The sequence below is a fragment of the Bradyrhizobium sp. SZCCHNR1093 genome (assembly GCF_032381175.1).
In the GTDB taxonomy this organism is placed as follows: domain Bacteria; phylum Pseudomonadota; class Alphaproteobacteria; order Rhizobiales; family Xanthobacteraceae; genus Bradyrhizobium.
In genome coordinates this window covers 867,997-881,572 of the sequence record NZ_JAUHJJ010000001.1, presented here as the reverse complement: position 1 = coordinate 881,572, position 13,576 = coordinate 867,997, and the positions used below count along the sequence as shown (strand labels likewise).

9 protein-coding genes are annotated in these 13,576 nt (G+C 66.0%); 6 read left to right on the top strand and 3 right to left on the bottom strand.

Features of this window, described 5'->3' with window-relative positions; translation table 11 throughout:
- Positions 1-46 precede the first annotated feature (46 nt).
- A complete protein-coding gene (locus tag QX070_RS04135) occupies positions 47-2,161 on the top strand; it encodes a tetratricopeptide repeat protein (RefSeq protein ID WP_315735114.1) in 2,115 nt (704 codons plus the stop codon).
- Positions 2,162-2,355: 194 nt separating this feature from the next.
- Here QX070_RS04135 and QX070_RS04130 read toward each other — a convergent pair whose 3' ends face one another.
- Together QX070_RS04130 and QX070_RS04125 are read right to left on the bottom strand one after the other, a co-directional pair.
- A complete protein-coding gene (locus QX070_RS04130; RefSeq protein ID WP_315735111.1) occupies positions 2,356-2,835 on the bottom strand; it encodes a hypothetical protein in 480 nt (159 codons plus the stop codon).
- Between the two features lie 100 nt (positions 2,836-2,935).
- Positions 2,936-3,973 carry an LLM class flavin-dependent oxidoreductase gene (locus QX070_RS04125; protein WP_315735109.1) on the bottom strand — a complete coding sequence of 346 codons (1,038 nt, stop codon included), beginning with the start codon at positions 3,971-3,973 and terminating at the stop codon, positions 2,936-2,938.
- Between the two features lie 883 nt (positions 3,974-4,856).
- Here QX070_RS04125 and QX070_RS04120 point away from each other — a divergent pair.
- Positions 4,857-5,888 carry an alpha/beta fold hydrolase gene (locus tag QX070_RS04120; RefSeq protein ID WP_315735107.1) on the top strand — a complete coding sequence of 344 codons (1,032 nt, stop codon included), beginning with the start codon at positions 4,857-4,859 and terminating at the stop codon, positions 5,886-5,888.
- 14 nt (positions 5,889-5,902) lie between these two features.
- The gene (locus QX070_RS04115) at positions 5,903-6,865 is read left to right on the top strand and encodes a fatty acid desaturase (RefSeq protein ID WP_315735105.1); all 963 of its coding nucleotides are present in this window, start codon (positions 5,903-5,905) and stop codon (positions 6,863-6,865) included.
- Positions 6,866-6,991: 126 nt separating this feature from the next.
- On the opposite strand, the gene QX070_RS04110 is transcribed toward QX070_RS04115, so the two are convergent.
- Positions 6,992-9,052 (bottom strand): ATP-dependent helicase, encoded by a 2,061-nt coding sequence (locus tag QX070_RS04110; protein ID WP_315735103.1) that lies wholly within the window; start codon positions 9,050-9,052, stop codon positions 6,992-6,994.
- Positions 9,053-9,248: 196 nt separating this feature from the next.
- Here QX070_RS04110 and QX070_RS04105 point away from each other — a divergent pair, with 196 nt between their 5' ends.
- The 3 genes from QX070_RS04105 (at position 9,249) to QX070_RS04095 (ending at position 13,576) form a co-directional block, all read left to right on the top strand.
- Positions 9,249-11,561, top strand: coding sequence for a Tex family protein (locus QX070_RS04105; protein WP_315735101.1), 2,313 nt, complete (start codon positions 9,249-9,251; stop codon positions 11,559-11,561).
- A 145-nt stretch (positions 11,562-11,706) separates the two neighbouring features.
- Positions 11,707-12,351 carry an NAD(P)H-binding protein gene (locus tag QX070_RS04100; RefSeq protein WP_315735099.1) on the top strand — a complete coding sequence of 215 codons (645 nt, stop codon included), beginning with the start codon at positions 11,707-11,709 and terminating at the stop codon, positions 12,349-12,351.
- A 331-nt stretch (positions 12,352-12,682) separates the two neighbouring features.
- Positions 12,683-13,576, top strand: coding sequence for a TRAP transporter substrate-binding protein (locus tag QX070_RS04095; protein WP_315735097.1), 894 nt, complete (start codon positions 12,683-12,685; stop codon positions 13,574-13,576).

The following is a 13,576-nucleotide window of genomic DNA, read 5'->3' as shown; positions in this document are numbered from 1 at the left end:
GCCACACGTTCAACTCTGCATCCGAGTGCGAGAGGTTGAGGACATCATGGGGGCTGTTGCCGTCGAGCGGCTGCTGATCGAGGCGGCTGATCACTACAATGCCGGGCGTGCCGGTTCGGCCAAGGCCCTGTGCAGCGACATCCTCCAGGCGGTGCCGGATCATCTGCCGGCGCTGCATCTGTCCGCGATCCTCGCCTTCGCCGATGGCCGCATGGCAGACGGCGCGGAGCTGCTGGCGTGCGTGTTCGCACGCGATCCCAACCATGCGCCGGCCTATGTGACGCTCGGCGACGCGCTGGCGGTGAAAGGTGAGCGCGACGGCGCTGCCGACGCCTTTGCGCGCGCCGCAGCGTTGAGGCCGCACGATGCCGCCATTCACAGCAAGCTCGGCAGCGCGCTGCTGGAGCTCGCCCGCTTCACCGAGGCCGAAGCCGCCTATCGCCACGCGCTGGCGCTTGATCCGGCGCTGTTGCGCGCGCGTTGGAATCTCGCGCTCGCCTTCAACCGGCAGGGGCGGCTTGCCGAGGCGGAAGCGGCCTATCGCGCGCTGCTCGAGCGCGATCCGTCCTTTCCCGGCACATGGCGGGCGCTGGCCCATGTGCTCGCCGACCAGGCCAGATACGACGAGGCCGTGCCCGCTTATCTGCATGCGCTGGCGGCGCAGCCGGCCGATGCTGGCCTCCACCTCGCCCTCGGCGACGTGCTCTACAAGCAGCGCGCCTACGCTGACGCCGCGATCCATTACGGCCGCGCCGGCGATCTTGCGCCGGGCGATGCCAAGGCCGCGCGATTGCTGGGGCACGCGCTGCACGAGGCCGGCCGCCCGGCCGAGGCCGTCGAGGCCTATCGCCGCGCCGCGGCGCTCGATCCCACCGATGTGGTCGTGCTCAGCAATCTCGCCGCCTGCCTGTGCGGGACAGGCCAGCTCGATGCGGCGATTGCCGCCTGCGAGCACGCGCTGGCGCTGCAGCCCGATCACGCCCCGGCGCATACCAACCTCGGCATCATCCATGAGCTGCGCGGCGAGATCGATGATGCCGTCGCGGCGCATCGCCGCGCCGTCGCCGCCGATCCGGCCTATGCCAAGGGCTACGCCAATCTCGCGGTGGCGCTGCGTAATGCCGGCGACATCGACGCCGCGCTGGCGGCCTCGCATCACGCGATTTCGCTCGCGCCCGACAACGCGCTCGCGCGCTACAATCACGCGCATTTCCTGCTGATGTGCGGCGACCTCGTGAACGGCTTCGCCGAGCATCGCTGGGGCCGCGACTGTCCTGATCTCTCCGCGGGCATGCCGCGTTTCGGCGCGCCGGAATGGCAGGGTGAGCCGCTTGAGGGACGCACGTTGCTGCTGTTCGCCGAATATGGCATCGGCGATGCGCTGCAATTCGTGCGCTATGTGGATCGCGTCAAGACGATGGGCGGCAATATCGTGCTGCAGGTGCAGCCGGCGATCGCGCCGCTGCTACGCTGTCTGGAGGGCGTGACCGTGGTGCCGCGCGGCGCGCCGCTGCCGCCATTCGACCTGCAGGCGCCGCTGATGGATCTGCCGCGCATCTTCGGTACCACGCTGGAGACGATTCCGGCCGAGGTGCCTTATCTTGCGGCCGATCCGATCAAGGTGACCGCGTGGCGCAACGTGCTCGGGCGCGCGCCGTCGTTGAAAGTCGGCGTCGTCTGGGCCGGCAATCCCAGGCACAAGGGCGACCGCCAGCGCTCGCTCACCGCGCAGGCGGTGCTGCCGCGGCTGGTGATGCCGGGCGTGCAGCTCTATTCCTTGCAGAAGGAGCCGCGACCGGACGATGCGCTAGGGCTCGCCGAGCTTGGCACCGACGTCATCGATCTCGCGCCGCTGCTGAGCGACTTCGCCGAGACCGCGGCCGCCGTTGCCGCGCTCGACCTCGTCATCTCCGTCGACACGTCGGTGGCGCATCTCGCCGGCGCGCTCGGCCGCCCGGTCTGGGTGCTCTTGCCCTATGCGCTCGACTGGCGCTGGCTGCGCGACCGCGCCGACACCCCGTGGTATCCGACCATGCGGTTGTTCAGGCAGGGGCAGCCGATGGCGTGGGATGGCGTGCTGGCGTGGGCGGCAGCAGAGCTGGCGCGTGTTGCGGCGGGGGAGCGGGAGTTGCTGCTGCCTGACTTGTTCGACGCATCCTGACGGAGCGCTGCGTTGTGGAGGGTGCTCTGTCCACCTCTCCGCTGTCGTCCCGGGCGTAGACCCGGGACCCATACCGCGTGATCTCTCGGTGGCGCGCGATGGTGGCGACGCGTGCAACAAATAACCAGATGGGGTTATGGGTCCCGGCTCGGAGGCCGGGACGACAGCAGTGGGTGTCGCGCGCGCAAAGAAACTCAAGGAGCCGGATCAACATCCAGCTTTAGGCGCGCTCGCTCGACGCTTAACGTCCTCAAGCCCACGTTCCGTCTGTCGAAGAGTGTCCATTGTGGATCGCCTTCAGCGGTCATGAATGACGAGACGTAAAGATCATCCGACAGAGCCACGACGATTTCAGGCAACCGACCGAAAATAGATAGGTCCGAAACAGCCTTCTTACGAATGCGATCAAACGTTGGCTCCCACAACGGCTCCTCGCTCCAACTTCCGCACATGATCGACTTCTTGTCTTCGATGCGCCAGCTCCACTGGATCATCAGTCCGAATTCGCCAAGCGGATTGGGGGAGGTCCCGTCCCGACGGAGATACGTACGTTCTGTCAGCCGTCCGAACTCCAAAAAAATAGCCGATCCGGCGCCACGCCAGAGATGAGACAGGGGCAGACCGATCAGCGGCTCGCGAAACGTCTGCAGAATATGAATATCGTCACTGATCAAACCTGCACCTCTGCACATCTGCCGGTGGACAAATTCTAACGCTGGGCTCACTCAGAACGGTTGTGCGTGGTCTCGCGCTCGTCCTTCTCCGCAGGATATCTTAACCCTCCCCCAGCAACTCCCGCACCCTCGGCACCACCACCCGCCCATACAGCTCGATGCTCCGCATCAGTTTCGCATGCGGCAGCGGACCGGCTGAGTATTTCAGCTGGAACCGCGACAGGCCGAGCGCCTTGATCGTCGCGGCGATCTTCTGCGCCACCGTCTCTGGCGAGCCGACATAGAGCGAGCCGTGATCGGCCTCCTGGACGAACTCGTCGCGGCCCATCGGCGGCCAGCCGCGCTCGCGGCCGATGCGGTCACGCATGGTCTTGTAGTCCGGCCACAGCTCCTCGCGGGCCACTTCGTCGGTGTCGGCGACATAGCCCGGCGAATGCACGCCGATCGGCTTCGTCTCGCGGCCGAACTGCTTGAGCGCGCGAAGGTACAGCTCGACATAGGGCGCGAACCGTTTCGGGTCGCCGCCGATGATCGCGAGCATCAGCGGCAGCTCGTAATGCGCGGCGCGCACCACGGACTCGGGACTGCCGCCGACGCCGATCCAGGCCTTCAGCCGCCCATGTTCGACGGGCGGATAGACCAGTTGATCCCTCAGCGGCGGGCGCAACTGGCCCTGCCAGGTCAGCGGCTGCTGCGGCAGCAGGCTGACGAACAGATCGAGCTTCTCCTCGAACAGCGCCTCGTAGTCCTTCAGATCGAAGCCGAACAGCGGGAAGGACTCGGTGAACGAGCCGCGGCCGAGGATGACCTCGGCGCGGCCGTTCGACACCGCGTCCAGCGTCGAGAACCGCTGGAACACGCGGATCGGGTCATCCGAGCTCAGCACCGTCACCGCCGAGCCGAGCTTGATCTTCGTGGTGCGCGCGGCGATCGCCGCCAACGCCACCTCCGGCGCCGAGATCGCGAAATCGCCGCGATGGTGCTCGCCGAGCCCGATGAAATCGAGCCCGAGCTGGTCGGCCAGCACCGCCTCCTCGACGACGTCGCGGATCACCTGGGCATGGGCGGCCATCGCGCCCTCCGCGTTGCGGGTGACGTCGCCGAACGTGTCTAGGCCGAATTCGATTGCTGCGTTCATGTCTCATTCCGTTGCGTCGGGCCGTCATACGGCCTCTGCTCGTCAGCTGGAAGGGGCGTAGCCGGATTGCAAGCGGCTGACGCGAAACACAAGGTTTCGATAAGCTCTTCGTGTCCACCGTCATTCCGGGGCAATCGTCGGCACGCAGGCGCAAGGCGCCTGCGTGTTGGCGATTGAACCCGGAATCTCGAAGTGAGGAAAGCAATGTCGAGATTCCGGGTTCAAGGCCGGCGGCCTTGCCCCGGAATGACCGGGGCTCAACTGGTCTGGAATGAGACACTTTCGGCGCTCGAATATTTTTCTTTCGTTTTTACCGAAAGTGTGCTCTACTGCGTCCATCCTGCCTCATCGATGAGGGGCGTACGCGCGGTCGTCACGAGACGCGAGGCAGGGATGCGGTGGCCGTAGCGGGTCGCAGCGCGGTGTCGCGCCGACGAACGATCCGTTGCGGACAGTCAAGTCGCGTGGTCCTGGCCTCCCGATGCTGAGGTCAAGCCGGATGATGGTGCGGAAGCGCATCACGCCGACGATGGGGGCAACACAGCCGGTCCCCAGGGAGAGCGCGAAGCAGCTGTTAAGACCATCGCGCAGGGAAGGCCGGGATGTCCCAGCCGAACCTGTGGTTCCTGCCGCCTGCACTTTTTTTCGCAGGCGGGCCATGGGGGCGGCGAGCTCCCGGTCTTCCCTGCGCCCTCACGTTTCAGAGGGCAGGCGATCCGGACAGAGCTCGGGCTGGAGCGGCCGCGAGGGTACGAACCCATGGCCTCGGCTGATGCGATTGCCGCCCGCGCCTCTTGCGCGGTCATGCCATGTCAAAAAATGGGCGTGTGGCCCGGCCGCGCATCACCTAGGCTCCGTTCATCGATCACACGGGATGACGTGCATGGCGGCGGGCAGCGACTATCAGATCTTCGAGGCGGGCGACGTCGTGCTGCAATCGGGCGTGACGTTCCCGTCGCTGCGGCTCGCCTACAAGACCTACGGCACGCTGAATGCGGCCAAGGACAACGTCATCCTCTATCCGACCTCGTTCGGTGCCCAGCATATCGACATCGAATGGATGATCGCGCCCGGCGGCGCGCTCGACCCCACCAAGTACTTCGTCATCATTCCGAACCTGTTCGGCAATGGGCTGTCGTCGTCGCCCTCGAATACGCGCGAGCTGTTCGGCGACGCGCCGTTCCCGTCCATCAGCTATCACGATGCGGTCGCGATGCAGCGGCGGCTCGTTGAGGAGCAGTTCGGGATTAGCCGGATCGCGCTGGTCTATGGCTGGTCGATGGGCGGCATGCAGGCCTATCACTGGGCCGCCTGTCATCCGGACATGGTGGAGCGTGCGGCGGTGGTGTGCGGCAGCGCGCGCTGCTCGCCCTACAATCACCTGTTTCTCGACGCGGTGAAGGCGGCGCTGATGGCCGATCCCGCGTTTCGCAACGGCCGCTTCGCCGAGAAGCCGGTGGCCGGCCTGCGCGCGATGGGGCGGATCTATGCGGGCTGGGCGATGTCCTACGAGTTCTATCGCGACGAGGTCTGGCGCGCGCAGGGCTTTGGCTCGCAGGAGGACTATCTCGCCGCCACCTGGGACTTGGCCTTCGCGCATCGCGACGCGAACAACCTGCTGACTCAGATCGCGATCTGGCAGGGCGGCGACATCAGCAATTGCGCGGCGTTCGGCGGCGATCTCGACCGAGCGCTCGGCGCGATCACCGCCCGCATGTTGCTGATGCCGGGCCAGACCGACCGCTACTTCGATTGGCGCGACAACGAGCGAGAACTTCCCAAGCTCGTGAACGCCCGCTCCGCGGCGCTGCGGCCGATCCCCTCGATCCACGGCCACCGCGCGGGCAATCCGATCCGCATCCCGGCGGACCGCGATTTCATCAACGCCAACGTCTCCGCCCTTCTCCAGAGCTGACACCCGAGTTCGACATGACCGACGTGCCCACCGACGAATTCGCGCCCCGTCCGAAGCTGCTGACACCGCCGGTGCTGCAGCAGCTCTGCACGCGCTCCAACCTGCAGGGCGCGCTACGCACGCTCAGCCATTACGGCGCGATCATCGGCGTGGGTGCGCTGATCGGAGCGATCGCATCGACGCATGGTGTGCTGTGGGCGCTGCCCTTGCTGCCGGTGCAGGGCGTGCTCATCGCGTTCCTGTTCATGGCGGTGCACGAGACCGCGCACAAGACCGCCTTCGACAGCCGCAGGCTCAACCTCGCGGTCGGCTATCTCTCCGGCTTCCTGATCGGACTGCCTTATGAATATTACTGCCTGTTCCATTGGGAGCATCACCGCCACACCCAGGATCCCCTGCGCGATCCGGAGCTGATCGTCGGCCCCAAGCCGCGTTCGGAGACGCAGCTCGCGATTGCCTATTCCGGCCTGGTCCAGATGGCCGGCCGGCTGCGACTGCTGCTGCAACATGCGATCACCGGCGAGGTGACGGTGCCATGGGTGCCTGCCGGCCGCCGCGCCACCATCGTGCGCGAGGCGCGCGCCTATGCCGCCGGCTACGCGCTGCTGCTGCTCGGCTCGCTCGCGCTGCAAAGCGCGCTGTTGCTGTGGGTCTGGGTGCTGCCGCTGCTGCTGGGGCAATTGGTGTTGCGACCCTATCTCTACGCCGAACACACCGGCTGCGACCATACCAGGAGCGCCTTCCAGAACACCCGCACCACCTTCACCACGCGCGCCGTGCACTGGCTCGCCTGGAACATGCCCTATCACGTCGAGCACCACGCCTATCCCGCGGTGCCGTTCCACGCATTGCCGAAACTGCATGCGATCGTCGACGGCGAGATCAAGTATCGCGGCGAGGGCTACATCGCGGTGACGCGGCAGACCTGGGCGTGGTTTCGGGCGCAGTGGAAGGAGAGGAAAGCCGAGACGTCATGAAATTAGATCCTGCGGCGAGCGCGGTGCTTACCTCGCCCCGCTTGCGCGGCGAGAGATCCCGCCAAACGACGCAAACTGCGCAAGCAGCAAGGGCCCAGTTCGTAGCAGGGAGGGCGAAGGATCCGCTCACCGCCAGCGCTCGCGCATGCGGGCACCGAGGTCGATGCGCGGACCCTGGCTTGCATACGCCGCGCCGGGCTGCGCCCGCGGCCAGCTGGTGCGTTCGAACAGCGGCACCAGCGCTTCCGGAATGAACCGCGTGCGTGAGGCATAGACATGACGATCGCCGCGCACCGGCTGGCCATGGACGAAGAAGCGCTGCGGCACCAGCAGATGCAGGTCGTCCTTGGCGCGGGTCATGGCGACGTAGAGCAGCCGGCGCTCCTCTTCCAGCTCGGCGCTCGTGCCGGCGCCGAGATCGGACGGCATGCAGCCGTCGACGACGTTGAGGATGTGCACGGAATTCCACTCCATGCCCTTGGCGGAATGGATGGTGGAGAGGATCAGATAGTCCTCGTCGAGCAAAGGCACGCCGGACTGATCGGAGGTGGCGTCGGGCGGGTCGAGCGTCAGCTCGGTGAGGAAACGCTCGCGCGATGGATAGCCGCTCGCGATCTGCTCGAGCTGCAGCAGGTCGGCGGTTCGCACCTCCGCATCTTCATGAACGCGCTCGAGATGCGGCTGATACCAGTGCCTGACGCGCTCGATATCCCCAGGCCATTCCGAGACGCGCAACTGCTCCAACGCACGCACGAACGCCGTCCAATCCTCGCCGGCGCGCGCCGGCGCGGGCTGCTCACACAACCGTGCGATCGGATCGGCACTGTCGCTGATGGCATCGAGCAGGCGCTGCGCCGACGCGGGTCCGATGCCGGGGATCAGATGCAGCACGCGGAAGCCGGCGATGCGGTCGCGCGGATTCGCGACGAAGCGCAAGCAGGCCAGCACGTCCTTGACATGGGCGGCATCGAGGAACTTCAACCCGCCGAACTTCACGAACGGGATGTTGCGGCGCGTGAGCTCGAATTCCAACGGGCCGCTGTGCGACGACGTTCGGAACAGGACGGCCTGCTGCTTCAGCACGATGCCTTCCTCGCGCTTCGCCAGCACCTGCTCGACGATGTAGCGCGCCTGGTCGGTCTCGTCGCTGATCGTCACGAGCTGCGGTTTGCGCGAGCTCGTGCGGTCCGTCCACAAATTCTTGGTGAAGCGCTCGCGCGCCAGCCCGATCACGCCGTTGGCCGCGGTGAGGATCGGCTGCGTCGATCGGTAGTTGCGGTCGAGCGTGACGATGTCGGCGCGCGGGCTGAACTGATCGGGAAAATCCAGGATGTTGCGCACGGTGGCGGCGCGGAAGGCATAGATCGATTGCGCGTCGTCGCCGACCACCGTCAGTCCCGCGCCGTCGGGCTTCAAGCCGAGCAGGATCTGCGACTGCAGCCGGTTGGTGTCCTGATATTCGTCGACCAGCACGTGGTCGAAGCGATCGCCGATCTCGCGCGCGATGGTTTCGTCCGCCATCATCTGCGCCCAGTACAGCAGCAGGTCGTCGTAGTCGAGCACGGCATTGGCCTGCTTGGCTTCGACATAGGCCGCGAACAGGCCCTTCAGCTCGCCGGCCCATTCCGCGCACCACGGAAAATGCCGCACCAGTGCCTCGTCGAGCGGCATGTCGGCGTTGACGCAGCGCGAGTAGATCGCAAGGCAGGTGCCTTTGGTCGGAAAGCGCCGCTGCGTGTTGGACAAGCCGCGCTCGTGCCGCGCCAGATTCATCAGGTCGGCGGAATCCTCGCGATCATGGATCGTGAACACGGGGTCGAGGCCGACGCGCTCAGCGTAGTCGCGCAGCATCCGCGCGCCCAGGCCATGAAACGTGCCGGCCCAGGTGAGCGCGGCCGTGATCGGCTCGGCCTTGCCGCCCAGCACCTTGCGGGCGATGCGCTCGACCCTGCGGCTCATCTCGCTCGCCGCGCGGCGCGAGAACGTCATCAACAGGATACGGCGCGGATCGGCACCATTGACGAGCAGATGTGCGACGCGATGCGCGAGCGTGTTGGTCTTGCCCGATCCCGCGCCGGCAATGATCAGCAGCGGCGGGCCCGGTGCGGCCAGCGCACCGCCATGCTCGACGGCGCGGCGCTGCTCCGGATTGAGATCGTCGAGATATGTCGCAGCCGTGGCCTGCACGAATCGTCCCTCAGCCTGCAAGAATCAGTGATTTGCGCCTCATGTGCAACGCGATGGCCCGGTCGCGGCAGCGTTTTACATGATTCGCAACCGGTCTTTTTTGTCACGGTTGCCCACAGAGCGTCCGCCAGCCGCTTGCGCTGGCGCGCGTGCACTCCTATCCAATCAGCCCCGTCACGAATCTCGGAAGAACACCGTGTCGAACTTTGCCTCCATCATCGCCGCTGAGCTCGCCGTCAGGGATGCCCAGGTCCAGGCCGCGATCGACCTGCTCGATGGCGGCGCGACCGTGCCGTTCATCGCGCGCTACCGCAAGGAAGCGACTGGCATGCTGGACGACACGCAGCTGCGCACGCTGGAGGAACGGCTGCGATATCTGCGCGAGATGGATGCACGGCGCACCGCGATCATCGAGAGCATCAAGGCACAGGGCAAGATGACGCCGGAGATCGAGCTGGCGCTGGCGACCGCCGACACCAAGGCCCGGCTCGAGGACATCTATCTGCCGTTCAAGGAGAAGCGCCGCACCAAGGCGCAGATCGCCAAGGAGGCCGGACTCGAGCCGCTCGCCGACATGCTGATCGGCGATCCGATGAAGGCGCCGGAAGTCGAGGCCAAGGCGTTCATCAAGAAGGACGGCGACAATCCGGTCAAGGACGTCAAGGCGGCGCTGGAAGGCGCACGCGCGATCCTGGTCGAGCGCTTCGCCGAGCATGCCGATCTCGTCGGCTCGCTACGCGAGGAGATGTGGACCCGCGGCGCCGTGAAGGCGACGGTGCGGCACGGCAAGAAGACCGAGGGCGCGAAATTCGCCGATTACTTCGACTTCTCCGAGCCGTTCACCAAGCTGCCGTCGCACCGCATCCTGGCGATGCTGCGCGGCGAGAAGGAAGAGGTGCTGCAGCTCGATTTCGGCGATGGCGAGCCGGAGGATTCGAAGGACCCGTCGCTGTATGAGAACCGCATCGCGGTGACCTTCGGCATCTCGCGCCAGGGCCGCCCGGCCGATCAGTTCCTGTCGGACTCCGTGCGCTGGGCCTGGCGCACCCGCATCAAGACCTCACTGGCGCTCGATATCCGGATGCGGCTGTGGCAGGAGGCGGAGAAGGAGGCGGTGCGCGTGTTCGCGGCGAACCTGCGTGATCTGCTGCTCGCTGCTCCCGCCGGCGGCCGCGCCACGCTCGGGCTCGATCCCGGCTTCCGCACCGGCGTCAAGGTCGCGGTGATCGACCGCACCGGCAAGTTCGTCGACCACGCCACGATCTATCCGCACGAGCCGCAGCGGCAGTGGAACGAGAGCATGCTGACGCTCGCGCAGCTCTGCATCAAGCATCGCATCGAGCTGGTCGCGATCGGCAACGGCACTGCGTCGCGTGAAACGGAGAAGCTGGTCAACGATTTGATGAAGCTGAAGCCGGATATCAAGCTGACCAAGGCGATCGTGTCGGAAGCTGGCGCGTCGGTCTATTCGGCCTCGGAGTTCGCCGCGAAGGAATTCCCCAATCTCGACGTGTCGATCCGCGGCGCCGTTTCGATCGCGCGCCGCCTGCAGGATCCGCTCGGCGAGCTCGTCAAGGTACCGCCGGCCTCGATCGGCGTCGGCCAGTATCAACACGACCTCAATCAGTATGAGCTGGCACGCGCGCTCGATGCCACCGTCGAGGACTGCGTGAATGCCGTCGGCGTCGACCTCAACACCGCCTCGGCGCCGCTGCTCGCGCGCGTGTCGGGCATCGGCGAGAGCCTCGCACAGAACATCGTCGCGCACCGTGACAGCAACGGCCCGTTCCCGAGCCGCGACAAGCTGAAGGAAGTGCCGCGGCTCGGACCGAAGGCGTTCGAGCAATGCGCCGGCTTCCTGCGCATCCGCGACGGCGACAATCCGCTCGACGCCTCCGGCGTGCATCCGGAATCCTATCCGATCGTGAAGAAGATCCTCGAGGCGACCAAGAGCGACATCAAGGCGCTGATCGGTGAGACCAAGGTGCTGAAGGCGTTGAGCCCGACGAAGTTCGCCGACGAGCGCTTCGGCGTGCCGACGGTCACCGACATCATCAAGGAGCTGGAGAAGCCCGGCCGCGATCCGCGTCCGGAGTTCAAGACGGCCACCTTCCAGGAGGGCGTCGAGAAGATCACCCATCTCAAGCCCGGCATGATCCTGGAGGCGACTATCACCAACGTCGCGGCGTTCGGCGCCTTCGCCGATATCGGCGTGCACCAGGACGGCCTGATCCACATCTCGGCGATGTCCGAGAAGCGCATCAATGATCCGCGCGAGGTGGTGAAGCCGGGGCAGGTCGTGAAGGTGAAGGTGCTCGACGTCGACGTGCCGCGCAACCGCATCTCGCTGACGCTTCGGCTGTCTGATCCGCTGCCGGCGAAGGGCGAGAAGCGGACCAGCGCACGGCCGCCAGCGGCCCGCATGACCACGCGTGAGGAGAAGTCGTCGGGCGGCGGCGCGCTTGCGGCGGCGATGGCCAAGGCGGCGGAGCGGCGCAAGGGCGCCTGAGGCGGATGGCGATGAGGCGCCGCGGAGGACATGCCCCCTCTGCGGCGTCATGTCTGCAGCGTCATGCCATTCGGCGGCGTGTCGGTCTTCCCTATCTGTGCGGTGATGCTTACCTTGCTCGGCGGGCCGCGAGTGGAGACCGAGCATGACGAACCGGACCGTGATCATTGCCGGCGCGACCGGGCTGGTGGGACGGGAGCTTCTTCGCGGCCTGCTTGCCGACCCGACCGTGGATCGCGTGCATGTCGTCGGCCGCCGCGCGCCGCCTGACCATTCGCCCAAGCTGACGGCGCATGTCGTGGATTTCACCGCGCTGCCGTCCCTGCCGCCGGCCGACGAGCTCTATCTGGCTCTCGGGACCACGATCAAGGTGGCCGGGAGCCAGGCCGCCTTCCGCGCCATCGATCACGACGCCAACCTCGCCGTCGCCAAGGCCGCGCTCGCGAGCGGCATGAGACGCGTTGGTCTGGTCAGCGCGATGGGCGCCGACAGCAGCTCGCCCGTCTTCTATAGCCGGGTGAAAGGCGAGCTCGAGGACGATCTGACCGCGCTGCCCTTCGAGGGCCTGGTGATCGCGCGGCCTTCGCTGCTGGTCGGCCCGCGGGCGGAGCTCGGACAGCCGAGTCGTCCGGGCGAGGAATGGGGCAACAGGCTGAACAGCATCATCGGCTTCCTGATTCCGGCGAACTACAAGCCCATCGCGGCGGCGGACGTCGCCAATGCACTGCGGATGGCTGTTCCTACGGTTGCCGGCACGCGAGTGATGCTGTCAGGGGCCATGCGCCGATGATCGAGCCTGCCGCTCTTGCGTAGCGGCTTGGTCTCACCATTTTCGATAAATCGAAATTAGGTATCGCGCCGCGCCTCAGGCTTTGGATCGACAGGTGAACTCGGCGATCTCCGTAGTTTTACGGCCGTATCGCATGTGACTATCAGGGAGTGAATGGCTGAAGCGGGCAAGACGGGAATCGCCTCTTAACATCTTAACCATATCTCGCTGGTAGTTGTGCATCGAGGAAAAACGAACCCGGTGTTTCATGCGCAGACAGCTGCTTGAAGTTTGTTTCTTGGCATTGGTGGGACCCCTGCTCGGAACCCAAGCGGCGACGGCGTCTCCGCGAATGGTGTCGCTGGTCTTCAACTCGCAGATTCAGAACCCGCAGCAGATCGGGTCGGACGAATTTCGCGTGAAGCTGCAGGCGTTGGCCGGCAAGCGGCTCATCATTGATGAGCGTGCGGGCAACGCATTCGGCAGCGAGGCGGCGGTGCTGGCTGCAACCCGGAGCGGCGCGGTGGACGTGGCCGTGGTGTCCGGCGGCATCGCCAGCGCGGTGGTCCCCGAGCTTGGCGTCTTCGACATCCCGTTCCTGTTCCGTGACACCGCGCATGCCAAGGCGGTGGCGCAGGGGCCGGTCGCCGCCGCGATCGGCGCCAAGTTCGCCGACAAGGGACTGGTGCTGCTGGCGCTGGGCAAGCAGGGCTTTCGCAATCTCACCAACTCGAAGCGTCCGGTCCGTACCGTCGATGACGTCAAGGGCCTCAAGATCCGCGTGATCCCCAATCCCGTCTACCAGATGACCTTCAAGGCGCTCGGCGCCGACGTGATGCCGATGGATTTTCCGCTGGTCTATGCAGCGCTCAAGGACGGTCGTCTGGACGGTCAGGAAAATCCGGTCGCCACCATCGCGGCCAATCGCTTCGACGAGGTGCAGAAATATCTGACGCTCACCGGCCATTTCTTCGCGCCGATCGCCTTCGTCGCCAACCGCGCGATGTTCGATCATCTCGATGCGGCGGACCGTGACGCGCTGGTTGCCGCCGCCAAGGCGGCTGCGGAGCTCACTTGGCAGGCCCAGCTCGATGCGCAGAAGCTCGATGAGCTGCGCAAGGGCGGCATGGAGGTGATCGAGACATTCGATCGCAAGACCTTCGTCGATGCGGTCAGGCCGCTCGATCCCGACTTCGAGAAGCGCTTCGGCAAGGAGCTGCTCGCCACTATCAGGTCCACTCCGTGA

Excerpts from the sequence above, each read along its gene's own strand:
- QX070_RS04135 (WP_315735114.1), top strand. The coding sequence starts at position 47 with ATGGGGGCTGTTGCCGTCGAGCGGCTGCTGATCGAGGCGGCTGATCAC.
- QX070_RS04125 (WP_315735109.1), bottom strand. The coding sequence starts at position 3,973 with ATGAACGCAGCAATCGAATTCGGCCTAGACACGTTCGGCGACGTCACC.
- QX070_RS04120 (WP_315735107.1), top strand. The coding sequence starts at position 4,857 with ATGGCGGCGGGCAGCGACTATCAGATCTTCGAGGCGGGCGACGTCGTG.
- QX070_RS04115 (WP_315735105.1), top strand. The coding sequence starts at position 5,903 with ATGACCGACGTGCCCACCGACGAATTCGCGCCCCGTCCGAAGCTGCTG.
- QX070_RS04100 (WP_315735099.1), top strand. The coding sequence starts at position 11,707 with ATGACGAACCGGACCGTGATCATTGCCGGCGCGACCGGGCTGGTGGGA.
- QX070_RS04095 (WP_315735097.1), top strand. The coding sequence starts at position 12,683 with ATGGTGTCGCTGGTCTTCAACTCGCAGATTCAGAACCCGCAGCAGATC.